This window comes from Shewanella eurypsychrophilus (genome assembly GCF_007004545.3).
In the GTDB taxonomy this organism is placed as follows: domain Bacteria; phylum Pseudomonadota; class Gammaproteobacteria; order Enterobacterales; family Shewanellaceae; genus Shewanella; species Shewanella eurypsychrophilus.
Genome location: NZ_CP045503.2, coordinates 1,110,714 through 1,137,658 on the forward strand (window position 1 = coordinate 1,110,714; position 26,945 = coordinate 1,137,658).

25 protein-coding genes are annotated in these 26,945 nt (G+C 42.7%); 11 read left to right on the top strand and 14 right to left on the bottom strand.

The features are described 5' to 3' along the window. Positions 1–46: 46 nt before the first annotated feature. From pepN to FM038_RS04600, 6 genes are all read right to left on the bottom strand, one after another. Entirely contained in the window at positions 47–2,719 is a 2,673-nt protein-coding gene (gene pepN / locus FM038_RS04575) for an aminopeptidase N (protein ID WP_142872161.1), read from the bottom strand. A 190-nt stretch (positions 2,720–2,909) separates the two neighbouring features. Further along, positions 2,910–3,503, bottom strand: a complete 594-nt coding sequence (lpoB, locus tag FM038_RS04580) for a penicillin-binding protein activator LpoB (protein ID WP_185965756.1) — start codon at positions 3,501–3,503, stop codon at positions 2,910–2,912. A 24-nt stretch (positions 3,504–3,527) separates the two neighbouring features. Continuing rightward, the gene (locus tag FM038_RS04585) at positions 3,528–4,895 is read right to left on the bottom strand and encodes a COG3014 family protein (RefSeq protein ID WP_142872163.1); all 1,368 of its coding nucleotides are present in this window, start codon (positions 4,893–4,895) and stop codon (positions 3,528–3,530) included. Then, complete coding sequence (gene def, locus FM038_RS04590; protein WP_142872164.1) at positions 4,892–5,392, bottom strand: peptide deformylase; 501 nt, start codon at positions 5,390–5,392, stop codon at positions 4,892–4,894. The genes FM038_RS04585 and def overlap by 4 nt, the downstream gene beginning before the upstream one ends. Positions 5,393–5,465: 73 nt before the next feature. Continuing rightward, positions 5,466–5,678: a SlyX family protein gene (locus tag FM038_RS04595; RefSeq protein ID WP_142872165.1), complete on the bottom strand. Its 213-nt coding sequence runs from the start codon at positions 5,676–5,678 to the stop codon at positions 5,466–5,468. A gap of 8 nt (positions 5,679–5,686) precedes the next feature. Beyond that, positions 5,687–6,658, bottom strand: coding sequence for a WD40 repeat domain-containing protein (locus tag FM038_RS04600; RefSeq protein WP_142872166.1), 972 nt, complete (start codon positions 6,656–6,658; stop codon positions 5,687–5,689). Positions 6,659–6,824: 166 nt separating this feature from the next. Between FM038_RS04600 and fkpA the strand changes: the two genes are divergently transcribed. After that, positions 6,825–7,610, top strand: a complete 786-nt coding sequence (gene fkpA, locus FM038_RS04605) for an FKBP-type peptidyl-prolyl cis-trans isomerase (RefSeq protein WP_142872167.1) — start codon at positions 6,825–6,827, stop codon at positions 7,608–7,610. A 111-nt stretch (positions 7,611–7,721) separates the two neighbouring features. Here the strand turns inward: fkpA and FM038_RS04610 are convergent, their stop codons facing one another. Continuing rightward, positions 7,722–9,050 (bottom strand): phosphatase PAP2 family protein, encoded by a 1,329-nt coding sequence (locus tag FM038_RS04610; RefSeq protein ID WP_142872168.1) that lies wholly within the window; start codon positions 9,048–9,050, stop codon positions 7,722–7,724. 194 nt (positions 9,051–9,244) lie between these two features. On the opposite strand from FM038_RS04610, the gene FM038_RS04615 reads away from it, so the two are divergent. After that, on the top strand, positions 9,245–9,619 hold the full coding sequence (locus FM038_RS04615) for a YacL family protein (protein WP_142872169.1): 375 nt from the start codon (positions 9,245–9,247) through the stop codon (positions 9,617–9,619). Between the two features lie 81 nt (positions 9,620–9,700). Here the strand turns inward: FM038_RS04615 and FM038_RS04620 are convergent, their stop codons facing one another. Together FM038_RS04620 and narQ are read right to left on the bottom strand one after the other, a co-directional pair. Beyond that, positions 9,701–10,330, bottom strand: a complete 630-nt coding sequence (locus FM038_RS04620; RefSeq protein ID WP_142872170.1) for a response regulator — start codon at positions 10,328–10,330, stop codon at positions 9,701–9,703. A 79-nt stretch (positions 10,331–10,409) separates the two neighbouring features. Further along, positions 10,410–12,113, bottom strand: coding sequence for a nitrate/nitrite two-component system sensor histidine kinase NarQ (gene narQ / locus FM038_RS04625; RefSeq protein WP_142872171.1), 1,704 nt, complete (start codon positions 12,111–12,113; stop codon positions 10,410–10,412). A 249-nt stretch (positions 12,114–12,362) separates the two neighbouring features. Here narQ and nrfA point away from each other — a divergent pair, with 249 nt between their 5' ends. After that, on the top strand, positions 12,363–13,763 hold the full coding sequence (gene nrfA, locus FM038_RS04630; protein ID WP_142872172.1) for an ammonia-forming nitrite reductase cytochrome c552 subunit: 1,401 nt from the start codon (positions 12,363–12,365) through the stop codon (positions 13,761–13,763). Positions 13,764–14,007: 244 nt separating this feature from the next. Then, positions 14,008–14,493 (top strand): VOC family protein, encoded by a 486-nt coding sequence (locus FM038_RS04635; protein ID WP_142872173.1) that lies wholly within the window; start codon positions 14,008–14,010, stop codon positions 14,491–14,493. 35 nt (positions 14,494–14,528) lie between these two features. Here the strand turns inward: FM038_RS04635 and FM038_RS04640 are convergent, their stop codons facing one another. Beyond that, on the bottom strand, positions 14,529–15,071 hold the full coding sequence (locus FM038_RS04640) for a hydrolase (protein ID WP_142872174.1): 543 nt from the start codon (positions 15,069–15,071) through the stop codon (positions 14,529–14,531). 289 nt (positions 15,072–15,360) lie between these two features. On the opposite strand from FM038_RS04640, the gene FM038_RS04645 reads away from it, so the two are divergent. The 4 genes from FM038_RS04645 (at position 15,361) to FM038_RS04660 (ending at position 18,679) form a co-directional block, all read left to right on the top strand. After that, positions 15,361–15,699: a P-II family nitrogen regulator gene (locus FM038_RS04645; protein WP_142872175.1), complete on the top strand. Its 339-nt coding sequence runs from the start codon at positions 15,361–15,363 to the stop codon at positions 15,697–15,699. An 11-nt stretch (positions 15,700–15,710) separates the two neighbouring features. Beyond that, positions 15,711–16,961 (top strand): ammonium transporter, encoded by a 1,251-nt coding sequence (locus tag FM038_RS04650; RefSeq protein ID WP_142872176.1) that lies wholly within the window; start codon positions 15,711–15,713, stop codon positions 16,959–16,961. Positions 16,962–17,041: 80 nt separating this feature from the next. Next, complete coding sequence (locus tag FM038_RS04655) at positions 17,042–17,383, top strand: hypothetical protein (protein ID WP_142872177.1); 342 nt, start codon at positions 17,042–17,044, stop codon at positions 17,381–17,383. Positions 17,384–17,512: 129 nt separating this feature from the next. Next, positions 17,513–18,679 carry a tetratricopeptide repeat protein gene (locus tag FM038_RS04660; protein ID WP_142872178.1) on the top strand — a complete coding sequence of 389 codons (1,167 nt, stop codon included), beginning with the start codon at positions 17,513–17,515 and terminating at the stop codon, positions 18,677–18,679. Between the two features lie 93 nt (positions 18,680–18,772). Here FM038_RS04660 and FM038_RS04665 read toward each other — a convergent pair whose 3' ends face one another. Together FM038_RS04665 and FM038_RS04670 are read right to left on the bottom strand one after the other, a co-directional pair. Further along, positions 18,773–20,065, bottom strand: a complete 1,293-nt coding sequence (locus FM038_RS04665; protein WP_142872179.1) for a DUF4785 domain-containing protein — start codon at positions 20,063–20,065, stop codon at positions 18,773–18,775. A 9-nt stretch (positions 20,066–20,074) separates the two neighbouring features. Then, positions 20,075–20,932, bottom strand: coding sequence for a lipase family protein (locus FM038_RS04670; protein ID WP_142872180.1), 858 nt, complete (start codon positions 20,930–20,932; stop codon positions 20,075–20,077). A gap of 699 nt (positions 20,933–21,631) precedes the next feature. Here FM038_RS04670 and aroG point away from each other — a divergent pair. Continuing rightward, positions 21,632–22,687, top strand: coding sequence for a 3-deoxy-7-phosphoheptulonate synthase AroG (aroG, locus tag FM038_RS04675; protein ID WP_142872181.1), 1,056 nt, complete (start codon positions 21,632–21,634; stop codon positions 22,685–22,687). Positions 22,688–22,806: 119 nt separating this feature from the next. Here the strand turns inward: aroG and FM038_RS04680 are convergent, their stop codons facing one another. Then, a complete protein-coding gene (locus FM038_RS04680; protein ID WP_142872182.1) occupies positions 22,807–22,983 on the bottom strand; it encodes a hypothetical protein in 177 nt (58 codons plus the stop codon). 373 nt (positions 22,984–23,356) lie between these two features. On the opposite strand from FM038_RS04680, the gene FM038_RS04685 reads away from it, so the two are divergent. Next, entirely contained in the window at positions 23,357–25,126 is a 1,770-nt protein-coding gene (locus FM038_RS04685) for an ABCB family ABC transporter ATP-binding protein/permease (RefSeq protein ID WP_142872183.1), read from the top strand. 175 nt (positions 25,127–25,301) lie between these two features. Continuing rightward, positions 25,302–25,565, top strand: a complete 264-nt coding sequence (locus FM038_RS04690; RefSeq protein WP_142872184.1) for a hypothetical protein — start codon at positions 25,302–25,304, stop codon at positions 25,563–25,565. Positions 25,566–26,380: 815 nt separating this feature from the next. On the opposite strand, the gene FM038_RS04695 is transcribed toward FM038_RS04690, so the two are convergent. Continuing rightward, positions 26,381–26,920 (bottom strand): SixA phosphatase family protein, encoded by a 540-nt coding sequence (locus tag FM038_RS04695; RefSeq protein ID WP_142872185.1) that lies wholly within the window; start codon positions 26,918–26,920, stop codon positions 26,381–26,383. Between the last annotated feature and the right edge of the window lie 25 nt (positions 26,921–26,945).

Here is a 26,945-nt window from a genome sequence, read left to right on the forward strand (position 1 = left end):
ACTTGCCTTAACTCTCTTAAAGTCACTTAAACCCATTTAAACTCAGTTAGTTTAAGAGTTTCTCTTTTATGGCCACACACCTTTGCTCGCTGTGATGAAGCTTAATCAGCTCAGAGAATGTGCTCGAAGAAAGTGCATTACTAGCCATTATCTTTTCCAGCCTAGCGATGCCAGCATAGTTACACTGAGTGGGTAACAGGTATCTGGTGTAAAGCGCCATGAATTGAGGGCTCTTGTGTTTATCCATTGCCAACCAAGCGTCGAGCCTCTGATCTGAGCTGGCCGCGCTGAGTCTCTGTTGCTCTTTTGGATACAGGTTGGTTATTGCAATATTCAAGCTTGAAGCTGCTAACTTTTCGTCATGTTGAATATGTGTCAGCCAATAGCGTTTAATTCCCGCTTCGGGTCTGGAGACTTCGGCGGCAATTGCTGCAACTTGACCTTCCTGGCTCAGATCTCGTTTACGCTCACTAACAATTAAGCCGCGGCTACCTAAGTGATCATAACGATTAAGCTGCTTTATGATGCTCCAACGCATCTGTTGATCTAAGGTTAGCCCCTTGATTTTAGATTGCCCTGCCAATAACTTAGCCAGATGACCTTGTGCATCAGTGCTGGTGGAAAACTTGATATAAGCATTGAACCATAGCTGCTGAATTTGGCTATTGTCACTATTGACCATGGCCTTTCTCAGGCTCATCTGCTCAAACGCTTTAAGCGCCATTTTTATGTAGCTACTGTGGCTAGGTAATATCTGTTCCAGATCTGTCTTACTTTGATTCAGTGTCTCTAGCACTTGGGCTAATATTTCGGGCTGTTTCTCTTGGGGAAGGTTAATAAAAACTATGCCTAGATATTCATTTAACGACAAGCTGCCGCTGGATACGTTCTCCCAAAGGGTTTGCCAGATCATAGAACGTAACTGGCTATCTTTGATCTGATTCAGTGCGGTTTTCACTGTCTCTAATGAGCGTTTATCTAAGCTGACTTTGACATAACCTAAATCCAAGTAATTGGGATAGACAAGATCTGGACAGCGGCTACCTATGAGCGGTTTTACTTCGGTACGTTTACCGCGATAGTTAACGTCGATAGCACGCACTCTATGTAACTCATTGCGTCCCTTGGTATACAGTCCAACTTTAATTTTCTGTTCTCTTAAGGTGAGTATTTGCTCGTTCACCGGAGATTGAATTATCGCAAATTCATTGATGCGGTTATTCTTACAGCTAAATTCAGCTGTCACAGTGTTAACCCCAAGGCTATAGAGCCAATCTTGTTGCCATTGATTGAGATCGCGTCTGGCTGTGAGGCTTTGACTTGCAAAGAAGTCAGCCGGGCTAGCATTCTGATAAGCATATTGTTTAAGGTAATTCTGAGTGCCAGCTTTGAACTGTGTTTCATTCACTAAGTGCTCAAGTCTAATAAGGCTTACTTTACCTTTATGTGGACCGATACTAGATAAGCCAGAGTGAGTGCCAGAGTGAGAGCTATAGTTGGCCTGCAAGGTATCAGCTTCATAGGCATGAGCTTTATTCGAGTCATAGTGGCTAACACTCTGGTGCGCTTCATAATCTAGTTGTGTGAATAGTTGCTGGGATAAATGGCTGCGTAAGCTATCGTTCAGCCAGCTTTCATCCCACCAGTTTGCTGTAACCATGATGCCAAACCATTGAGCCGCTAGATCATCTATTACCGAACGCATCAGCTCTTTTTGTTGTTCTGCTGAGTTTGGGGGAGTGAGTACAAGATTAGGGTCTAAGTAGCTCAGAGATGCCGGTTGAGTATATGCCTGTTTATTGTGCGGCATAGATAAAGCAGTGACTTGTTTAGGGATGAGTAGTAAATCAAATTTTGCAAAAGGGTAAGCAACACCTAAGCTAGCTTCCATTGTTTCTATGGCCGATGAGACATCCTCGAAAAGTACATCAGTTGCTATTTCCTTATTTAATGACTGCCTAGCTAATAATCTAAGTGGGTATTTTCCTTGGCTACTTTGCCAAACCTTAAAAGGCCCGGCGTTGAGTGAATAGGTATGAGGGCTAAGTTTTGCCGTTGTGGGAAACTGCCATTGCTTAAACTCACCCGCTTCAGTAACGCTTTGCTCCTTCATTGGACTGATCACGGTCCAATTCTTAGGCGCTAAGACATTGACGCTATAGCTGGCTTTCAGATCGGGTTGATCAAAGGCGGCAAACCACTTTCTGGACCAATTGGGTGCCAGATTTGAAGTGAGGTAGGCCTCACCATCAATCGGGTCTATGTAGCGCACTAGACCTGGATGCTGCTCTTTTGAGTAGGCTCTTGAATAGCTTATTTCGACTGTGTTCGATCCAGACACTAGCAAGCTAGGGCTTAAGGTGAATACTGAGCCATCATATCTTGGATAAATCTTATGGTCATTGATGATAAAGGCGCTGATATTAGCCTGCTCAAGGTCTAGCTGGATTGCGTCCTTTGGATCGCTAAGTTGGAACGTCACTAGGCTGGTGGCACTGAAATGGTCAGCTTGAGTCAGGTTTACTGTTAGCTGATAGTGGATATCTGAGATCCGAGCCTTGCGTGCTTTGGCCTTCGCATACTCTTTAGCTGCAAAATCCTTAGTGGCCGTGTCATTTGAATTCGCCTTGCTGGTGCCTGCTTGTTTCTGGCTGGTACTGTTACATGAGATAAGTAGCAACGAACTGAGGATAAACAGGGTGACACGCAATAGATTCACAGCTTAGTACCTGATAAAGAGTAGGGTTTGATTTTATGACAGGAACACTAACCGATTTTGGTATTGAGCGCGATAACAAAAACGAGTGGGCTCATTATGGGGCTAATTATGTGGGGAAGGCAGGCATAAAAAATGCCAGCCAAAAAAATTGACCAGCATTCATATCTAATCGCTCAAATGAGCTGGGGATTTACAAGCCTAGGAAAGACTTAGATTTCACCTTACGGATCTCTTTTTCATCAGACCATTCGATAAGGCCAGTTTCGAGATCCATCAGACGCATTGTCATCTTATAGTAGACATCTTTAGTGCTACCGGCTTGTTTCACTATGCTAGAAAGGTTGCCATACAGCATGTATTGCGCGCCAATTTGACGACCGAAGCTGATCGCGGTAGATGGGTCTACCATGCCGGCATTGTTCTGATAGTCCAGTTGTTTACGTACTGCATCGACTTTAGTCATATCGATGAAACGGAACTTACCTGAACGAAGTAGCTTGTTGCTAATCGAGTCTGTTACTGATTCAGTATCGATATGCTCTGAGGTCTTGTTCTTAATCTTGTCGACAAACATAATCGGACGATCGTTAGCCGTCATCACAAGGATTGGCGGGAAGGTCAGCATACTGTCTACCATCTTAGCTGCAATGGCTTGTAGATCTGAAGAGCCGAAGTTCTCATTGACCGTTTCTACTTCAGTGGCGTCACCGTATTCTACTTTTGATTGACAACCAGCGAGCCCAACAGCGACTGCTAGCATAAAAATGAGTTTAAAGTTTTTCATAGTGGCTTCCATAATAAGTGTGTATTAGATGATTATTGAATAAAAACGCGTGTAATTACCAGTATCGATTGCCCAGACGAGTGTTGTTCTACCACTCTTTACTTCAATCTCTTTAGGTGCTGAATTATCTAGCTTGATAGAGTAGCTACCATCTTTAAGGTAAGTTCTAGCAATTTGAGCCTGTTTAGGTAAGGTCAGCCAGCTGCGTCTATCGGCCTGCTCGGTGACAACATTGAATATCTGCATGGCGATAGCGGCGATATCCGTTTCGTTATGTCGCTTCTTGCTTTGACTTTCTACGCTTCTGGCCATCTCAGACTTAGCGTAAACCCTGGCAGCTTGTCTGACTAATGCAGCAGGAAGGTCTTCTTTTAGCGCTGTGATAGCCAGTGCATCTAAATTAGCGATAGGGGCTGCTGTTAAAGGCTTGCCCAGTCCGGTTAGCTTACCTTTTGAAACCTTACGTGAATTTGAAGTATAGGTGGCTAATGAGGCTGTTTGCCAGTTTCCATGTATGGTAAAAGGCACGGTTATACTTTGTTTTTCAGGAACAAAGCCACGCTCAAGCAAGATAATGACTTGGCCTTCACCTTTCTTTTGTTGAGTGGCCTTTCCCCAGCGGCGTTCAAACTCCTCTTGTTGTGGCATAGATAGCTGAGTGGCTAGCCTGACAAGATCTTGTTGTAAGAAGGGATTGTTGGGGCTTATTTGCGCTGCCTTACGATAATCGATAAAGGCATCGTTTGGCTCGCCTAATATTTCGTGTAATACACCAGTAGTGTAATAACTATAGGCATTGAGGAAAGAGCTGGTGACTGTACCAGCGGCGTTTCCTAGCTTATTAATTTCCGCGTCTATGGTGCCATTAGCCATGGCTTGTACTGATTCTTGAGACTTTTGATATCTGTCTTGCTCTGAGCTCTGTAGTTGGTTACTCCGCCTGACTTCAACGAGTGCGCCTTGCTGATCACCACTGAATAGATAGTTAAGTGCCTGGTATTGGTGCAACATGACTCGCTCATAGCCTGGGCCACGATAGGGGATCACGTTGTCGTTGATAAATAAGCTACTTGCGGTTGCGCCCAAATCAGTGACACTTAAGGTCGCCTTATCATCGAACTTGAGGTAAGCGGAAACAGCATCTTGATAGTATTGTTTGCTCGATTCAAAATCACCACTTATTTGAGCAACTCGACCAGCCTCTTGCGCATAGAGTAAGCCATCAGCGCCGGCTATATTTGCAGCGACCTCATTAACCCCTTTCATCGGCTCGCTAGTGTTGAGCTGTGCTTTTACCGGCGCTATTTGCGACGGGTAGTTTATAAATATGCTGTTAAACGCGCAACCTGATAGGCTGAGGGTCATCAGAGGGATTAATAGCCAATGTTTCATTGTGCGTCCTCACCAAAACTACTTTCCGTCTGCATAGCGCTCCTTTCATACAAGGTGATACCTTGAAGGTGATCGAATTCATGCTGAAAAATACGTGCTATAAACCCAGTTAACGTTTGTTGATGCTCTAGCCCATTAAGGTCTTGAAAACGAACTTCGACCCATTCATGCCTTAAAATAACGAACCTTTGAAGTTCAATTGATAAACAGCCTTCTTCACCGGAAACTAGCTCATCGGAGCAGGCAATGATTTTAGGATTAACCACTATACAGGGCTCAATATAAGGGGCATCTGGGTAGCGTTCATTGGGCTTAGAGGCCATGATAAACATGGCTATGCTTTGATTAACTTGAGGTGCAGCAATGCCGATGCCTTTTGCCAGCATCATGGATTCGAGCATATTATCGGCAAGTTGCGTCAATGTCGCTGAAAATTCAGTTACCTGTTGTACTTGCCTGTTGAGTATAGCCTCGCCAACTTGCGCTATGGCTAACATTTCAATCCTTCAAATGTGCTGTATTCAGGTTCAGCTTGCTGTGTTTCGGTCATCTTGTATAAGACTCAACAATTTAATAGTGCGGCGGAGGTGTCTCTTCCGACTGATCCGCCATATTACTCGGTTCAACGGTATGTAATTTGCTGACTAAGAGTCGTATTGCTTGTTGCTGATTAGACAGCAAGTCATTTAACTTGATCACTTGCTGATTGAGATCTTCTATGGTGCCTTCTTGGAAGGCTAGTTTCATTTCAAGATCTTCGACTCTTTGTTCTAAATGTTCCATTTTTACCTCTAATGGATTGGGGCTGGCCAAGTTTCCACTAAGCCATTACTGCTAATCGTTAGGATCTGGTTTGCATCCTTATTTGCGACAGAGTATACAACGGCTCCCTTGGTTTGGGCATGTTTGGTGCGCTGAACTTGCCAATTGGCTAGGGATTGACCGGTTTTTATGTCCCATACTCTGACTTCTCTGGCCGGTGTGCCAGTGAGCAGCAATGTATCATGATTTGAAAAGCGCGCCGTTGAAAAGTTCATTTTTCTACGATGGATATTTAGCTGACTCAATGTGCTACCCACTTTATTATCCATAACCTTGGCAATATTCGTGCTATCACCGATAAATGAAAGGCTGCCTGAGTTATTTAAGTTTACCTTGATAACCCTATTATCAAATTGCCAAGTGTGTATTGGTTGACCAGAAATTGCCTTCCATAGAATAGCTTGCTTATCATTTGATCCCGTCAAGGCGATTCTCCCGTCGGCGGATAAAGATACACTATTCACTTTTTCTGTGTGCCCCAAAAACTTAATCAAGGAGGGTGATTGCGTTGAAACTGAGGGCATCAGAGACATGACACTGCCGTCAGTGAGGCCGATTAATAAACTGCCAAAATTAGACACAGCCACGCTTTGCCCAGTCGATGGTAGCGACCACCACCCTAAGGAAGCGCCGTTTACAACGCTCCATAGCGCAACGGAATTCCTGCTTAATGAGGCGGCAAAATCTTGGTTAGGTGAAAGCGCGACATCAAATGCCGTATTATCAGAGCCGCCATGTAGCCAGGTATATTTTTGTTCTTGAGCTTGTAGATCCCATAACTGGATACCGCTGTTAGCGGTACTGACAAGCGCTAAGTTCCCCTGTTGTGAGAGGCTGGCGTCGTAGCTAGGTTCAGTGATCAAGGTCTGAGTATTCAAAGGCTGGGGCTGGCACGCAGTAAATATGAGCGTACAAAAAACAGCCATAAAGAAAATTTTCATGAACTTGCTCCCAATACTATTGTCTCTAGCTCAAGTGAAGTGCATTTACATGCGATGATTAAACATAAGTAATGTAATTGGAATAACCTATTTAACTAGTATAAAGTGGATCGCCTTATAAGATAAGGTTATTGTCACGACTAGAAGATCCTGAGGAAGCTTTTTAATGAAATCTATTTATAAATTATCACTGGTTGCGTTGGCTGTTGTTGGCCTGTCAGCTTGTAATCAAGAGCAAAAAACAACTGAAGCTGCTGCCAATGTTGAATTGAAAACAGAAGTACAAAAAGAAGCTTATAGTGTCGGTGCATCTATTGGTAAATACATGTCTGGTCATATCAAGGAGCAAGAAGAGCTCGGTATGCCTGTTGACCGTGACTTAATCATCTCTGGTTTCAGCAATGGTCTAAATGACGAGCTTAAGCTGACAGAAGAAGAGATGCAGACAGTTCTTCAAGGTCTTGACGAGAAGTTAAATGAGAAGCGTCAGGCTCAAGCAACGGTTTTAGCTGAGAAAGCATTGGCTGTTAGCTCTGAATTCTTAGAGATTAACAAGGCTAAAGAAGGTGTTGTGACCACTGAGTCTGGCCTTCAGTATGAAGTCATGACTCCAGGTACTGGTGATAAGCCTGTTGCTGAAGATACTGTTGAAGTTCACTATGTGGGCACATTAACAGATGGCACTGAGTTTGATAGCTCTGTAGCCCGTGGCGAGCCTGCTAAGTTTCCACTAAATCGCGTTATTCCTGGCTGGACTGAAGGTGTTCAGTTGATGCCTGTAGGCGCTAAGTACAAGTTCGTTATCCCTGCAAATCTTGCATATGGCGAACGTGATACGGGAACTATTCCTGCTAACTCAACACTGGTATTCGAAGTTGAGTTACTTTCTATCGAGAAAGCTGCTGCTCCTACTGCTGAAGCAGAAGCTGCAGATCATGGTCACGCTCACTAATTCTGGCTAATGCCTGGATTTGATGACTTATTGAAAGGACGCTTAGGCGTCCTTTTTTGTTATCTGATGCTTTCTATTTACAGTTTTATACCGATTGAAAAGCACTATTTTTTAAAATGAGTAACGCACGGTAAAGCCTGCGTAGTCCATCGATAAGTGATTAACTAACCTATCAGCTTCGATCTCTTGGTTAAAGCGACCAGCAATCAAAGAGGTTGCCCAGCGCTGGCTTAACTGATAATCCAGGCTCATCCATAGTTCTTGAGAGCTTATTTTACTCGATGCTGTCGCATGTAAGCCAATATTCGCCGATAGTTTATGGGTAAATTGATAGCCCACCTCAGTCATCACTGAAGGGGCGAATAGCCACTGTGCTTGCTCGCTGAGGTTACTGCCTTTGATATTGTCTAGTCTGATGGATAGCTGCTTCACGCTAATACCTGCACCAACATCGAGCTTCCAATCGCTGTTAGGCAGCAGTTCAAACATATAATCTGTATTTACTCCCCATAGGCGATATGCCGAGATCACCTCTTTTCCGGCTTGGTAGTGCTTACCGCCAAAGTTTATATCTTGGGCTAAGGTACTTGTGCTTCTGGATTCAAAAGGCGTCAAATTTATAGATAAATATTGGCCTTTGTCCATGCCCCACTTTAGTCTTGCTCCTGCATAGGTATTAGGCTCATCCTCCCTACCAAAGCTTTTTAGATCGAACATGGTGTTGTTGCCATCTTGGACTCGGTTATGCTGTGTTGATGCGCCGCCAATAAACAGTTCATAGCTATGTCGATAAGCGTCTTGTTGATTATGGCCCCAGTCATCATAGGTGTTAGAGGTTAAGTTTGATGTTTTTTTGCCTCTTCCCGGAATGTAATTAACCATCAAGCCTACGCTGTCTGATCCCAAGGTTGGCGTGACAAGCAGATCGGAAAGATTGTAGGGGTCTGTCCAATAGAGGCTGGACATTACAGCGATTGAAGCTCCAGCCATCACATCATCTAAATAGTGTTTATTAGCCCATACACGGCTTGCTCCCACTAAGCTCGCTAGACCGTATGCTGGGATCCCCCAGGCATTACCATATCTATGTTGAATGTATGCAGCGCCGGAGAAAGCGGAAGAGGTGTGACCTGAAGGAAATGAGTTATAGGAGCTGCCATCGGGCCTTAACCGGGCAAATCCGAATTTCAAGCCATGAGTGACCACACCTGTGGTTAACATGCCTTTAGAGAGCTGCCAAGCGCCTTCATTATCGCCAATGACTAAACTGCCAGTTAGTGCTCCGGCAGGGAGCAGTATCTGCATCATGTCGCCGAAATCAGAAAAGTGTCCTGATTGGGTGGCATAAATTTCACTTTCGGCCAAAGCTGAATTGCTGACAGTGATGAATACAAAGCCAGCCAGTAGGCTTGCTGATAGATAATGGCGATGGTTTTTCATTAGAAGCCTATTGAGTTTCACCAAGCGACAGTGATGAATTGAAATTAATGGCGAGCATATTCTTTTCCAGTTTTTGAGTGATCACTAAGAGTTTTGGTGGTTTTTAATGAAAGTGAGTTACGCATCAGGCTTAGGTTTAGGGTAAAATTGAACAAGTGATGTAGTTTGATTTGATTGAGTGATAGGTTTTTAATATGGAATATGAATTTCGGCGTAACACCATGACAGGGACTGTGATTGCTAGCTTTAGCATGGATCATGAGGTACTTGGATTTTGGTTTGCTGAAGAGCTGGGTGAAAATCAAGATAAATTTGACGAGCTCGTTAACGTTATTGAGCAGATGCAACAGGGTGCTATCAGTGAGTGGCGCTGGATAGGCAAGGGATTATCGTTGGAGCTTGATGGCGAGCAGGCCAGAATTTTTGCTAATGAGCTGGAAGATGGCGAAGAGTATGAATTTGAGGAGGACATGTCCCTCTATAATGGTGAGTCTGAAGCATTTTGTGGATTAGAAGACTTTCAGGCTGCTCTGATTAGCTGGCGAGAGTTTCTCGACGAGACCCGTTAGGCTGGTATCAAAAATAATTATTCATTAAAAAGGCAGCCAATGGCTGCCTTTATTATTTTACCTTGCCCATATACATCAGGGTTACTGATTCAGATAGCGAACAGCCATTTCAGTTCTTGATTTGGCATTGGCTTTTCTCAGCAAGTTTTTAACGTGAACCTTTACAGTGCCTTCACTGATATGTAGTTGCTCAGAGATCATGCGATTACTCTTACCTTCGGCTACAAGCTGTAAGATTTGCAGCTCTCTAGGGGTCAAATTATCGAGCCACTCTTGTTCATCAGTAGCGTCTTTGAGTTCATAAAGATAGTCTTCAACAGACTCACTGATCACCCTGTGTCCTTGCATGGCATTCTTCAGTTTCTCTAGCAGAAGGTCTGGCTCTGTGTCTTTGAGCAGGTATCCATCTGCACCCGCCCTCACTAAGCGGATCACGTCTTGTTTTGCATCTGATACCGTTAGGATCACTATGCGAGAGGTGACACCTTCTTGGCGTAAACCATTGAGTGTATCTAAGCCTGTCATGCCTTTCATATTGAGATCGAGCAAGACAATATCAGGTTCATTCTCTTCAATGGCTGATAGTGCATCTAAGCCACTGCCAGCCTCACCAAAGAGGGTGAAATCTGTGTCAGAAGTGACGAGTTGACAGATACCGCGACGTAACAACGGATGATCATCGACAACGAGTACTGAGTATGGTTTACCCATTTTTAAAAGCGCCTCCTGCAAGGATGTAATCTTATGCCTTGTATTGTATACAAAGAAAAACGTAAAAAATTATTATGTTCTAGGCTGGTTCCTGCTGAGGGGGAAATTTAAGTGTCACTCTTGTTCCCCCTTCGGGATTGCCGCTGAACTCTACTATACCCGATAAGCGACTTGCACGCTCATGCATAATGCCTATGCCAAAATGTTGATCGCGTTTTTTTACTTGCTCAATGCCTACGCCATTGTCACTTATGGTAATCGTTACATGGGTATCAGAGCTCTTAAAGCAGCGAATGTTTATCTCGTCGGCGTCGGCATGCTTGATGGCGTTAAGAGTGGCTTCTCGGGTTAATTGCAATACATGGATATGTTGATGCGCACCAAGGAGTTGCATAGGAAGTTTATAATCCAGTGATATTTTTACATTAGATTGGCTTCTAAGTTGTTCTAACATAGCCTCAATAGCATGGCTTAGATTCGGGTCTTTAATGGTTAATCTAAAGGTGGACAGTAGCTCACGTAATTGCACATAGGCGGTATTAACGCCTTCATTTATCTCACTGATCTGCAGTTCAACCTGAGGACTTCGGCAGGTTTTATCTAATCCCTTAGATAAAAGGCTTACCTGAATTTTTAAGAATGAGAGAATTTGACCAATAGAATCATGTAGCTCTCTGGCAATCACTCCACGCTCATCCATTAATGCCAATTGTTGCCTCTGCTCACCGGCATTATAAATAACGATAGAGCGAGCAAGCATAATGGCAAAATTCTCGAACAGCTGATAATTCGGTTCTTTACTTGAGTTAGCCTCTAGATAACCTAGCTGATTTGATTCGAAATCTAGCGGGAAGTGAGTCTGACTTTTTGTCTCTTCTGGCCAGCCGCCATCAGCTTCGATGACCAACTCTTCTTCATTATCTTGAGCGATCACTAATCGCAAAAAGGTCTCAGGTTCGTGTGCTCTAAGTTGATTAAGAGCAGCCTTTAGACTGCTGATCTCAAGTTTACCGGAATGCAGCATGACTAAATTGTCGTACAGAAGTTTTAGCTCATTATTGGTACGGGTTAGGGCTAAGGTTTTATCCTGAACTTGGCCTTCTAGATCTTGGTAAAGGGCAGAAAGCTCTTTGGCTGTTGACTCAAAGGCATTGCTCAATGCCGTCAGTTCTACATACTCAGTTTTAGGCATCTCTACATTAAAGTTACCCTTAGAGATTGTATTGGCTGACTCCATTAACTGTTGAAGTGGTACGACGACTTTTTTCTTAGTAAAGCGTACCGCAAGAAAAGCGATAAACAACATTAATCCTAAGCCGATAATTTGGCTCACGGCTAATAATTTCAATTTAAACGCGGCGTAGTGCTCAGTTTCTAAAACCAGTAGATCTATGGTATCGACGAAGTCTTTTAGTGCAGCCGCATACAGTCGAGAATTTTCCTCCTCAATGTACGAACGCATCACTTTCCACTTGTGAATAACGAGTTGATATTGCTGCTTGAGAACTTCTGGGGTTTTCCAATCTAGAGAGCGCTTAAGTGCATCAGAATATAGAGTGTTTTCAAATTCTTTTATTTTATCGACTGCCTCTTCACTGCCCGAATTTGCGTAAAACATCAAGCGGTAGCTTTGCATTCGCAAAGAACCCGATGCATTAATGGCTCTGGCGTCACCCAGGCTATAGGACAAGTTGATGATCGCGAAGATCGCCAGACCGCTTGATAATAATATTAATGTTAACATTAGACCTAAAATGGTCGATGTAAGACTGCCTTTTTTCATTAGATAAAAACTCGCTAAATGACTCTGGATAAACTATCAATTACAGGTGCACTAATTTAGTTGCTACTTAACCCCGTTAACAAAATGGCAAAAGTGTGAGCAACAACACGTTTACATTTTGATCTACCGCAAACTTTACGCCGGATACCCCCTTAGGGGTATGTATAAAGTATTGCTAAGGGTCTAACTTTGGCCTTGGAGATGATGTGGTTATTTATGACTACTATAAGAAAGTAACATGGAGATGAGATGGTGAGAACATTAACTAACAAATCCTTTGCCCTAAGTGCATTGGTTGCTGCAAGTCTGATGACTTCTGGCGTGATGGCGAATGAAAAAACAGAGCCTAGAAGCGAAGTATACAAAGATAAATATTCTAAGCAGTATAACAGCTGGCATGCAACTTCTGAGAGCACTGAAGTTATCGATGCGCTGGAAGCCGATCCTAATCTAGTCGTTTTATGGGCAGGTTATGGTTTCGCCAAAGACTATAACAAAGCGCGTGGCCACATGTACGCGGTAACTGATTTACGTAATACACTACGTACTGGTGCACCTAAGCAAGATACAGATGGTCCTATGCCTATGGCATGTTGGTCTTGTAAGGGTCCAGATGTACCTCGCATGATCGAAGAGCAAGGTGAAGATGGTTACTTTACGGGTAAGTGGTATAAAGGCGGTGCTGAAATCGTCAACACTATCGGTTGTAGCGATTGCCACGTAAGCGGTAAGTCTAAGCTACGTATCTCTCGTCCATTCGCTGAGCGCGCAATGGAAGCAATTGGCACACCGTTCGATGAAGCTTCTCGTAAAGATAAGCAGTCTATGGTTTGTGGTCAGTGTCACGTCGAATACTACTTCGAGAAGACTAAAGATAAGAAAGGTTTTGTTAAGTTCCCTTGGGATCAAGGCATTACTGTAGATGCTGCTGAAGCTTATTATGATGGCATTCAGTTTGCGGATTGGACTCACAAAATTTCTAAGACTCCTATGCTAAAAGCGCAGCATCCTGGTTATGAAACTTGGAAGCTTGGTGTACATGGACAGAACAATGTAAGTTGTACTGACTGTCACATGCCTAGAGTCAAGAATGCTGAAGGCCGTAAGTTTACCGATCACAAAGTGGGCAACCCATTCGATCGTTTCGAAGAGACTTGTGGTACTTGTCATGAACAGAGCAAAGAGTTCATGGTTGATCTGACTAAGCAGCGTAAGGCGAAAGTTGAAGAACTTAAGATGGCTGCAGAAGGTCAATTAGTTAAGGCACACTTCGAGGCTGGTGCAGCTTGGGAAGCGGGCGCAACAGAAGCTGAGATGAAGCCGATTCTTACCGATATTCGTCATGGACAGTGGCGTTGGGATTATGCAACTGCATCACACGGTGTTGCAGCGCATGCACCAGCTGAAGCGTTACGTATCCTAGGTACTGCGGTAGATAAAGCGGCTGACGCTCGTGTTAAGCTGGCACACCTGCTTGCTAACAAAGGTGTTAAACAGCCTATCTCATACCCTGACACTTCAACCAAGGCTAAGGCACAAGCTGCCATGGGCATGGATATGAAGAAGATGAATGCTGATAAAGCCGAGTTCAAGAAAAACGTATTGCCTAAGTGGGATGCTGAAGCTGCAAAGCGTGAAGCAACTTACTAAGTATTAATTGGTCAGCTAGTGTGATACTAGCCAACTAATTCAAGAGCCCCGTTTATACGGGGCTTTTTTATGTCTCTCACTTACTGAGTCTTCAAGTCCGCCTGAGCGGAAATCTCTTTTAATTTATCATAACGTAAAGTTATTATTTTTATAAGAATTGATAATTTTATATTGTTTATTGGCCGCTCTATAATGACCTCATCGAAATAAATTACGAATCAACTCTCTGAGTTTGGAGCAAATTATGAAAATGAATCATGTGGGTATCATGGTAGGTGATATGGGTAAAGCGGTTGAGTTTTATACTAACGCCCTAGGCCTTAAAGTGGTAATGAACAATACTAAAGTTGAAGAGGAGCGTGAGACCGCGATCGGCAGAATGTGTATTGCCGTGTTTGGTGAAGGCTTTAAAGGCTTTAATATTGCGCATTTAGTGACATCTGATGGTATTGGTGTTGAGTTATTTGAAATGAAAGAGCGTGCAGAGCGTCACGAAGTTGATTTTTCTCGAATCGGCATTTTTCATTTTTGTCTTCAAACAGATGACTTCGATGGTGTTATTGAGCGCACTGAAAAATTTGGCGGGAAAGTACGTATGGATATTATGCGCTACCACCCAGAAGATGATAATAAACAAGCTAAAATGGTTTACCTAGAGGACCCGTTTGGCAATCTATTTGAGCTTTACTCACATACATATGAAGAGACGTATGCATCTGAGTATGAGTAAGCCATAACGTGTTAGTTATATTCACATAAAGGTGGTTACTTAATCATCTTGATTAATTGTCTGAACCTTTCTCCCTCGGCTTGGTGTTGAAGCTCGAATAGTAGAGATTCCATATTAGTAATTTTTGCGCCCTTGTTTTGCATCATCTCGATGCCTATAGCCTTGTTGTCTGCTGTGCGTGAAGACATGGCATCGACGACTAGGTGAACATCAAATCCATTGTCGATAAGATCACTGCAGGTCTGATAGACACACACATGAGCCTCTATTCCAGCTAAGATCACTCGTTGGCGTTTGGTATCTTTTAACCGAGTTTGGAATTCGTTACAGTGCCAGCCACTAAAGTGTTGTTTGGCGATCGGATCACTACTTTGAATGAGCTGTTCATATAAAACAGGTGTTGTATGACCTAATTTATCTGGCAGTTGTTCAAGCCAGAGGGTAGGGATATCGAAAAGTTGTAGCCCTTTTATCAATTTTAATAAACAGGAGTGTAAATCATCACTTCTATCCATCACTTGAGCAAGCTTACCTTGAACATCGACGACAACGAATGCACACTCTTGTGAATTTATCATAACAGCTCTCTTTTTATTCCAACTTTGATGAGTTTATCTTACTTATCCATCCTACTTTTCCAATCCGCTTTTAGTCTAACCTTCTCAGTTTTGTGTAAACCAGCCAAACAGTTCTATTGCGCTACATTTGTGCGCTTTGTGAATGGATGCACTTGTTTGGTGCATTTGTATTCACCAATAAAAGGGGTTGTTTACATAAGTCATTAAAAGTTAATGATTTGTCGTGTTGGCCTGATGATTGAATAATCTAATTCAGAAATAAATAACTATTATATTTTTGGAGGTCAGCATGAAACTGGTCAGCGCTATCATTAAACCGTTCAAGTTAGACGATGTTCGTGAAGCCATCGCGGGAGTCGGTATAGAAGGGATGACAGTCACAGAAGTGAAAGGTTTCGGTCGTCAGAAAGGACATACCGAGCTGTATCGAGGCGCCGAGTATCAGGTGGACTTCCTTCCAAAAGTGAAATTAGAAATTGCAACAAAAGCGGAAAACCTTGAGTTGTTGATCGAGTCAATTGTCAATGCAGCGCGTACAGGGAAAATTGGTGATGGCAAAATTTTTGTGACAGATCTCGATCAGGCTATCCGTATTCGTACGGGTGAGACTGACAGCGAAGCACTTTAAGGGGAAGCAAGATGGAAGATTTAGTTAAATTAGGCGTAACGGTTTCAGAATTAAGGTTCGCGCTGGATACCTTTTACTTTTTAATCTCAGGTGCTTTAGTCATGTGGATGGCAGCTGGTTTTGCCATGTTAGAAGCTGGACTTGTCCGCTCGAAAAACACCACCGAAATTTTGACTAAGAACGTATGTTTATACTCGATTTCTTGTGTAATGTTTCTGATCTTCGGTTACAACATCATGTATGTCGATAATATTGAAGGAGGTTGGCTACCTACAATTAGCACATTAATTGGGAGTCAGGCTGAAGGTGCCGATCACGCGCTTGAATCAGATTTCTTTTTCCAGGTTGTTTTTGTTGCAACAGCTATGTCTATCGTCTCTGGGGCTGTGGCTGAGCGAATGAAGCTTTGGGCTTTCTTGGCTTTTTCTGTTGTGATGACAGGTTTTATTTATCCAGTTGAAGGGTATTGGACTTGGGGCGGTGGCTTCCTGTCTGAGGCTGGATTTGTCGATTTCGCCGGTAGTGGTATCGTTCATATGGCTGGTGCGGCTGCAGCGATTGCCGGCGTTCTTTTACTCGGTGCGCGTAAAGGTAAATATGGAGCTAACGGTCAGATAAATCCTATTCCTGGCTCGAACTTACCTATGGCTACTTTAGGTATGTTTATTTTGTGGATGGGCTGGTTTGGTTTTAACGGTGGCTCTCAGTTATTGGTATCAGATGCTGAAAATGCGACCGCTGTGGCTAAAATCTTTCTTAATACAAACTCGGCGGCAGCCTTCGGTGCGGTATCTGCACTGATTGTTTGTAAGGTAGTGTGGGGCAAAGCAGACTTAACAATGATTTTAAATGGTGCATTAGCCGGCCTTGTTGCGATAACTGCCGACCCATTATCACCTTCGATTGCCTTTGCAGGTGTGATTGGTCTGACTGCTGGTGGCCTAGTTATTTTCTCTATCGTGGCATTAGACAGAATTAAAATCGATGATCCCGTCGGGGCGATATCTGTGCATGGTGTGGCTGGTTTCTTCGGATTAATGTTAGTACCACTGTCAAATGCAGATGCTACGGTATTAGGTCAGCTTTATGGCGCAGGAGTTATCTTTGCTTGGGTGTTTACTGCATCATTGGCCACCTGGTATGTATTGAAGTTGACTATGGGCATACGTGTTACCGAAGAGGAAGAATATAAGGGGATGGATGCTTCAGATTGTGGCATAGATGCGTACCCTGAATTCGTCTCTGTTAAGAGTGCCCGTTAAGATTCCTTTAGCTAGTGAATAATCAAACAGGGCGCTATGCCCTGTTTTTTTGTATTATGGCTTCAGAGAAGGAGGAAGTCATGGCGATTTTTATCAAACGAGTAAAAAACGGTTTAGCTAGTTTAGCTCTTTTACTTTTTGTGCTACCAAGTTATGTCGATGCAGGACAAGTCGTGGTGCGCAAGTCCAGCGAGCCTTTCGATGCTTTTGCGGTGCGGGATCAGGTATTGCGTGAGCATGAATGGCAAGAGGCCTTGAGGATGCAGCAACAGATACAGATCTTACAGGCACTGCCAGTAGGCTGCATTTTAATGGCAAGACCCTACGCCTACTATTCCTGCCAAGGTTCGTTTTATCGACCGTATCAATATAAAAATAAAGATGTTTATATTCAGGTCGATGCAGTGGGCGATCAAGATTAAGCACAGAAAGAATAAATTATGACAAAGGGATGATGGCTTTGTTAATCTTTTGTAACTTTTATTCGCTGCCAATTTAAGCGCTATGACGTAAGCTAGACCTAGGTTATCGAAACTTGAGGCTTGAGACCTATGGTGAAAATACGACTCGTAATGGGGGTTATCTGGCTGTTTGTGTTTCAGGGCTGCAGTGCTACGTCTGAGCCTAAACAGCTAGGTAATATCGAACAATATTTCTATGATGAACACTTCGAGTTTATCCATGACTTACCCGCAGCAGAAAACCTGTTATTCCTCCCTGACACCGCTAGAAAAGAGATTAAAAATCAATTCAGACGTGATACTGCATTAAGTAGTAACCGTATCTTAGCCCATGAATGGTTAGCCAGTTATATCGATGCCGAAAATGGTGGATTTGAATACCGGGACAACACTACACGAACGGCAGGTGAGACTTATAGTGATCGCGCCGGGAATTGCATGTCTTTGGTGTTACTGACTGCGGCTATTGCTGATGAAATTGGTGTGGATGTTGAGTTTCAGGATATAGAAGTACCGCCAGTATGGGACAAGCAAGGTAACTTTTATTTGATCAATGGTCATGTGAATTTAAAACTGCTACCGAGAACTACCACAGATACAGTATTCGTATCTCGAAGAGCGATACAAGTCGACTTTTTACCTGAGAGAGCCGTTCGTGCCTATAGCAAAATCAAGGTCGATAAGCAGACTGTGCTAGCTATGTACTATAACAATGTGGCCGCGGAATCTTTGGTTATTGGGGAATATGATAGAGCCTATGGCCTGTTAAAGTTAGGCATAGCGCAGAAGCCTGATTATGTCCCGGCTTTAAATACGTTAGCCGTGCTATACCGTTATAAAGGTTTAGATCAACAAGCTGAAATACTCTATAAACTGGCTTTGGATGTCAGTGCCAATAATATGAATGCGCTTTATAACTATGCCATTCTTTTGGGCTCGCAAGGTAGGCTAGAGGAATGGGCTGAGATCCATAAGGTGCTAGAGCTAGATCGTATCGGTAACCCTTATTATTATTATGATATGGCGCAGCAAGCGTATTTCGATAGGGAATATCAAGATGCGTTGCTCTGGTATAAGCGAGCTGTGGATAAAGCCGATTATCGGCATGAATTTTATTTTGGACTCTCGAGAGCTTACTGGGCGACAGGTGATGAGCGTAGGGCTAAGAAGAATATGCAGAAAGCCCTGAGTCTGACACGGGATGAGAATAGTAAAATACGCTATCAGGCTAAGCTGCATGCGATGAAAAGTCATTAATAGCAATTGGTCTCATTTCTTTAAGTGATTTATTAGCCCCAAAAAGCACTCATTTGAGTGCTTTTTTTATTGGCTGAACCACAGGGGATTACTCTACTTTTCGAGTATCAATGCATCTTGCTGATAACTCAATCTGGCCATCTGCCCCTGATCTTTTAACTCTAGTCCTTTTAGCTTAAAAGGGGGGATAAGACCAGAGTCTAGGATCAATTGTGGATCCAGTTTCAAGTCGATGTTTGGATTAGCCTGAGTGAGCCAGCTTGCTGACGCCGTTTTTAAAATGATGTGGTCTTGGCCACTCATATCGGTCCCCGTTATGTAGGCTGAGAGGGCGAAACGACCCTGAATGGCAATATCTAAGTTAAAGGAGATGCTCTGTGGCACATCACCCAACCAAAGTGTATTGACCTGCTGTTGTAGTTTTGCAGACGGTACATATTGCTTGAATGCTGTTTTTACCGTTCTTATCACATCAAGGCCATTAACCTTAGTCTGAATATCTATCTGTAGCTCACTCAATCCCGCATTACTGTTGGGCATGGCATAGGATTCAGGAAGTTCAGCCTGCCACTGACCGTTAACAGACTTAACGTTTAGCGTCTGGTAGCGACCATTCGGGTGTTTTAAGCTTGCCTGCGGGGTGAACTTGTTATCTGAATTTGAGAGCTGCAGATCAAAATCTACATGATTAGATAGGCTAGATACCCGAGTCTGGCCACTTAGACTCAGCTGATAGGGCGACTGTTTCTCTTTCACATTAACCAGATAGCTTGAGGTCACGGGTAGAGGCTGACTTATTTTCAGTTGATATTGACCAGGCTTAGCTGATGCGGACATGGTCAATGCGCTGGAGTTATCGGTTAGGCCTGCGGTAGCTAAAGCATCAGCGTCGGCCATCGAGTGAATATAAGATGAAGACTTGTTCACTGTAGATTTTTTATCGACCTTATAGAGCTGGATGTTGCTGGGTGCTATTGCTTTGCTGTGGATCAGGGCTCCAGAGCTGGTGTCCGCCCTCGGTGAGATACGAATGACACTGGAAGTCTGGCTAATGGCCAGGTTTATTCCATGGTTTAATTCGGCGCCCGAAACCGTTTTCCAGTACTCATCACTGATGCTTGAATGAGTATTTGTGGGCGCTGCTATGTTAGCTGTCTTTGAAGGAGTACTGATAAAACTCAAAGATTCTCTGTTGTTATTGATGGGCGGCAGTTGAGGGGCTTCAATCTCTGAAGCGCTAAAGTCACCTTGTTGAGGCGCTGATAATGATGCTGTAGTGAAGCTTTGTACTTCAACATCGGCAGTCTGTGTTGTGGCTTCGTCCTGACAGGCTGTCAGTAATTGTGATAGTGATAATGTCATTAGTATCAATGTAAGATTCTTCATATCTGACTCCTATATATGGTTACGGATTAAGCTGTCTAGATTGAAACAAGCTCGTCTGCTCTGTTGATGGCTGAGTGGCTCTTGTCCTGCGATTTTCTGTTTGTCGGTAAACCAAACTGTGCCAGCGGCGCTTTGTGAGCTGCACTCTAAAAATCCATCGGAGCAGTCATCGAGCCAGTTTTGTGTGGTTTCTAAGGCAACTTGATATTGATAACCAGCACAGTAGCTATCACCGTCCCAGATTGCAGAATCGACATCAGAACCAATGACAACCTCAAAAGAACTGCCTAAACTAGGTCTGTTCTGAGTACCATTAAGCCAAGTGCTGTTGTAGTAACTCATCCAGCTTACTTGCTGTTGTTTGACTGCATCACTCCCGTAGCCCAGTAACCAACCAAGAGATGTCTCAAAAACACTGCCTTGATTTACCGCATCAGCCAGAGGTGTGCCACCACTAGAAGGAGCAAGGGCGATGACGCGACTGGTAGCATTGATAATGTCTATATAGCGGCTATCCCAGGTAGGGTTCGATAAGATCCACCTCACGACATTGCCACCATTGGAGTGGGTGAGCAGTATGAGTTCATCAATGTTTTTCTCTTGAACAAAGCTGTGTATTTGTGTCGCTAAGCATCCAGCTGCGGCGTTATCCCACATGTATTGATCAAAATCACAGTTGATCACTTGGTAGTTGCCGGGCTGAGGTAAGCCTTGTCTAACTGAATTAATAAACTCGCTTGTCCAATAATCCGATGTGGCATCGGTTTGGTTTCCTGTGCCGTGAATAAATGCTATGCCGCTGGTTGCGTGGCTTGATGGGCTAAAAATATACATGCCCAAGAGTATTAACGTGTAGTAGGTTTTCATTGGGTTATCTCTTATTTAATTTATGTTAATCAGGTAAGAGGTCAGATGTCATACCTCTTCGCTCAACCTAGCGGCTAGTAATTGAGCAATCAAGATGAATTGGCCGTACATTAGTACCAGTTAATGTTCGTGAGGCAGGTTCTTGTTTTAAACGACGTTAAATGCATCTGTACATGAGACGTTTCGGAGGGTTTAGAAATAGAGTCTCTGTTTACATGTTACCGAAATAAAAACCAGGCTTATTAAAGGTAAAGTGGTTTTTATGACTGATTGTCTTAGTTTTTAGATATGTAAAAATTGAAGTTGGCAAGAAGTGAGCGAAGCGGCTTGTTATGTGTCTAGAGGAGTTATAGAGGGATTTTGAAAGATTCTTTAGTCTTTGTTGCGATTGATGCAAAAGAACAAGCTAAGGCTATACCAATCGGTATTAGCTTATAAATTTTCTGTTTTATCCTTGAATGATTCGCAAAAGCAATAAAATATATAGTCTAGACTAAGTAAACATAAGGCTAGAAGCTGATTTTTTTGGAGTTAACTGTAAAAAAATATAATTTAAGACTTATTAAAACAACAAGTTGAATATTATTTTTTGTTGCTAATCATATCTTGTTGCAATCAGTGGTAATACTGGATAAATTGAACTCAGTAGCGCAATTGAGAGAAATCTGTTTTAACGATAGCCGGAGTGAGTTTATTACCATGTATTACAAAAATGATGACGTTCGAATTAATAAGATTAAAGAATTATTGCCACCCATCGCTATTCTAGAGCGATTTCCGGCGACAGAGAACGTATCGGCTACCGTTTTTAACGCTAGAGATAGCATTCATCAAATCCTACGAAAAAAAGATGATCGCCTGTTAGTTGTCATTGGTCCGTGTTCAATTCACGACCCTAAAGCTGCTTTGGAATATGGTGAGCGCCTAGTTGCATTGCGCGAGCAATATAAAGACCAATTAGAGATCGTTATGCGTGTCTATTTTGAGAAGCCACGTACCACTGTGGGCTGGAAGGGCTTGATTAACGATCCTTATATGGATAATAGCTTCAAGCTTAACGATGGCCTTAGAACTGCGCGTAAATTGCTATTAGATCTTAATGATTTAGGCATTCCGACAGCGGGTGAGTTTCTAGATATGATCACACCACAATATGTAGCCGATCTCATGTGTTGGGGCGCTATCGGAGCGAGAACGACGGAATCACAAGTTCATCGTGAGTTGGCTTCTGGGCTTTCCTCACCAGTAGGCTTTAAAAATGGTACCGATGGCACGATTAAAGTCGCTATCGATGCCATTGGTGCAGCGAGTGCGCCGCATCACTTTTTATCTGTCACTAAGTTTGGTCATTCTGCCATTGTTGAGACCAAAGGTAATAGCGACTGTCATATCATTTTGCGTGGTGGCAAAGAGCCAAACTATAGCAGCGAACATGTTAGTGAGATTAGTCAACAGCTTGATAAAGCGGGACTGGATCAGAACATTATGATCGACTTTAGCCATGCCAATAGCTCAAAACAATTTAAACGCCAAATGCTGGTGGCTGAAGATGTTGCGGCTCAAGTATCGAAAGGCAATCATGGTATTTTTGGCGTTATGATCGAGAGTCATCTGGTTGAAGGGCGACAGGACTATGTTGAAGGTCAACCAATGTGCTACGGACAGAGTATTACCGATGCGTGCATAGGTTGGGATGATACTGAATCAATATTAGCGACGCTTAATGAGAGCATTATAGCGCGTCGGTCGGCTTAATAGCTTGATTGAGAGAAACTAAAAAGGAGACATGAGTCTCCTTTTTTTATGGGCTATACATTTGTATTAAGCTGAATTGACATCAGCATCTCTACAAGAGTTAGCGTATTATACTTGGATTAATCATGATTGTGATTGACCAGATATTCATTGGCTTTAGCTAAGCTTCCAAATGAGGCTATTAGATTATTTTGGCCTTTCTGTTGAATGTCTGTATCTCCGGATTGGGTCATCATCCATATCCAGGTCTGGATGAGTGGCAACGGCGGATATTGAGCTTTAGATGAATCCAGCATGTTTGTTTCCTTTAAAATCGCTATAAGGGCTGGTCTGTTCCCTTATTTGGTCTGCGTCAAAAAGAATATCAAATTATTTTCTAGTGTTTAACAAGAATTGCTCTCATTTAACGTATTTGTAAAAATAATCTTGAAAGATAGTTCTTTTGTATCATTTAAAATTCGAATTAGTCAGTCTAACGTATTACTCGCTAACAGCGAAGTCACTAAGTAAATTTAAGTTCGATTGTCTAAATTAGCTTAGGTTAAAGGACTGCCTGTTAATGTGCGCATCATCGACTCGCGCTTTAAACTTGAAATGTGCAGTCAGTTTTACTGTTCATGTTAGTTTTTTTGGTCAGATATATGGCATTTAAAAAGGAAACAGGCACAAATGAGACCCTCTCTATATTTTGAAGGACCTATCGATAAACTGAATTGGCATGTGCTAAAACTGATTTGGCCATATTTGTTTGAGTTTAAGTACCGTGTCGCCTTAGCTTTGTTGTGTTTAATTATTGCTAAGTTAGCCAGTGTTTCTCTGCCTTTTATTTTAAAGTCTTTGGTTGATGGCCTAAGTGAGGCATCGCCGGCGCAACTCATTAGTGTTCCTGTTGCATTAGTTGTCGCCTATGGCAGTCTTAGGTTGCTCAATACATTAATCTCTGAGGTTCGCGATACGCTGTTTGGCAGGGTTACTGAGCGGGCCATAAGAAGGTTAGGGCTAAATGTCTTCGAGCATTTACATCGTCTTGACTTAGAGTTCCATTTAGAACGTAGGACCGGGGGCTTATCTCGTGATATTGAGAGAGGAACCAGCGGAATTAGCTTCTTGATGCGCTTTATGGTCTTCAATATCGTACCAACAATTTTAGAGATAGGCTTAGTCGTTGGTATTCTTTTCTACAATTATGGTGTCTCATTTGCTGCTATCACATTAGGCTCTGTTTTTGCCTATGTGCTGTTTTCTGTATTTGCGACTGAATGGCGAACTGAATTTGTCAGGGAGGCAGCAAGAGCTGATTCTCAGTCCAGTACTCGTGCCATTGACAGTTTACTCAATTACGAAACCGTCAAATATTTTAATAATGAATCTTATGAATCAGAGCGTTACGATTTAGCTTTAGCGGAGTGGGAAGTAGCGAAGCGTAAAAATCGTCTGTCATTGTTCGCACTTAACGCAGGGCAAGCGTTAATCATTTCTGTGGCTATGACAGCTATGCTAGCGCTAGCCGCATATCATGTCGTTGCAGGGACTATGACCATAGGTGATTTTGTATTGGTCAATGCCTTTATGATGCAGTTGTTTATCCCGCTTAATTTCTTGGGATTTGTGTACCGGGAAATACGTGGGGCATTAGCGAATATAGAGCGGATGTTTGGTTTATTAAAGCGTGAGCCGTTAATTAAAGATAAACCTGATGCAAGTGATTCTAAGCTTAGCTTAGGTGAATTAAGGTTTGATTCGGTTAGCTTTAGTTATGACACTAGACCGATCTTAAAAGATGTCAGTTTTACCTTATTAGCCGGTCAAAAAATTGCTATTGTCGGTGATAGTGGTGCGGGAAAATCAACCATAGTAAAGTTGTTGTTTCGGTTTTATGAAGTCGATGAAGGTAGCATCAGTCTCGATGGGGTTAATATCAATCATATGACTCAGAATGTTTTACGCCAAGCGATAGCCATTGTCCCCCAAGATACAGTATTGTTTAACGATTCATTGCTCGAGAATATTCGCTATGGCCGTCCAAGTGCCAGTGAAGAAGAGATCCGTGAGGCAATTAATATGGCCCATCTGTCTCACTTTATCGAGTCTCTCCCCGATGGGTGGAATACCGCCGTAGGCGAGAGAGGTTTGAAGCTATCTGGAGGAGAAAAGCAGCGTGTCGCAATTGCTAGAGCCATACTTAAGGGCTCGCCATTATTAGTGTTTGATGAAGCAACGTCATCGTTGGATAGTCAATCGGAGCAGGCGATTTTAAATGCGTTGAAAGAAGCTGCGAGGGGGCACACCAGCTTAGTTATTGCACATAGACTGTCGACAATCGTAGATGCAGATCAAATCATAGTACTAAGCCAGGGGAGAATTGTAGAAACGGGCAACCATAAGTCGTTGTTAACTAATAATGGTTTATATGCAAAGTTATGGAACATACAAAATTAATATTGTTTTTATTATCAATATGCATATAAATCTGCAGTCTAACGGCTCTTTGCTGTAGAATATTCAATACGACTCAATATAAATGCATGTGCTTGGTTAATAGTTCAGCATGAGTTCAGGTTCAGTTTGTATACTAGTTTCATAAACTGATAACAAATACGGTGAGATGATAGCTATGAAGAATATCCCTTTAAAAGTTAATATTGAAGGTCAAGACAGTTTCGTAGATACCGATTGGTTAGCCATTATGGCGACGCTTAAAAAGCGTGGTTTAGATCAAGACGAGCTAATGAGTGTTTATTTAGAGTTAACTTCTGGCATGAGAGTGACGACGCGAGGTTTAAGTTTAGCTAAGTTAAATCCTAGTGTGGATCTTCAGGGGCTTATCCATGAACCTAAGTTCTCTGCTCATGATTACGCTGGAATGATTAGCGCATAACACTGAATTGATGATTGTTATCTCTTAGAATGGGAGAGTGTGCTTAACTTAGTTCGCTTTCCAGCCGTCACATGCAATATGCGGTAAGTTTTGGTTCGCTTCTGCTGATAGTTCTAAGTAGCTCAGGCTAATAATTTCCCCCTGTCGAAAACAAACAGATTCCCCCTCAATGACGGTTAACCTTTCACAGTTCTCACAGTTTATCGCACGCTTCTTTGTTGATGGGTTTTGACTCAAATACCCTGCTTTCAATTTAACTCTCCATGTAGCTTTTGAGGTCGGTTATGTCCACAAACGCTATCTTATTGCGATAATGTAATGGCATTAGATGTGAATCGTCGGCAAAATAATTGCGTAGAGCTATTATACTAATAGCCGAGGGACAATACTCTTATTCTTGAATACCTCAAGTCATTTCCTACCTATTTAGTACTAGTTTACTCCAGCAAGTTAATATTACTCTTTATTAGTGGGCGATGATATACCTGGCTTGTGGTAATGATACCAATCGGTATAAGAAAGTGGTCAGTTCAGAGTTATTTTTGGCGGCATAATTCAAGGCGAATGAGTGAGGAAATGGTGATCCCTTTTGAACTCATTCAACACAGAAGTAGGCAGCCAAAAACACTCCTGGAAGGCGAGTTTTAGCACTTCTGATACTGCGTTAACGAGCTTAAACGTAGAATAACTATGTCTCTCACTCGTTGCCTTGCCTCACAAGCGCTAAACTCTCGCTGAATGACCACATCTTTATACCGACTGGTACTACACCTTATACTGACTGGTATAACACCTTATACCGATTGGTATTAGACTCATAAGGAGGAATATTCTTGTTGCTCTAATTCAACTTTTCCTGATTGATAGAGCCTCAGGTAATAGATATTTGAGTATTGTTCTTCAGTGATTGGCTTAATTTTAGGCCCACCCAGTGCTGAAATAATCAAGGGGACTGTATTGGAATGCCCTGCGATAAGGACATTGCCTTTATGTGACGTAATCGCCGCAATGCTAGCTTTTATGTGCTCTTTTAAACCTGCTTTAGTATCAATCACCTTAATTTCAAGATCTCTAGCGCTACTTATTGGCGCTAACGTTTCTTGTGTACGTTTATAGGGAGAAGAAAGTAGAAGGCTGAGGGGCTGATCCGCTAATTTGGCTATTAAAGCTTGTGCTCTTTTGTCTCCAGCCTCACTTAAGCTTGGATCTTTTGTTGCTCCAGGGGCTTTTTCTGCATGTCGGACTAAGATAATGGTTTTTATTGCAGCCAATTGATCTGATCTTTGCTTGTCAGAGGCTACAGATGTCTGCGGCACACTGAGACAAAAGGCTAAGATAACTAAAAAAAATCTCATTGCTGGCGCCATATAGTAAAATTGT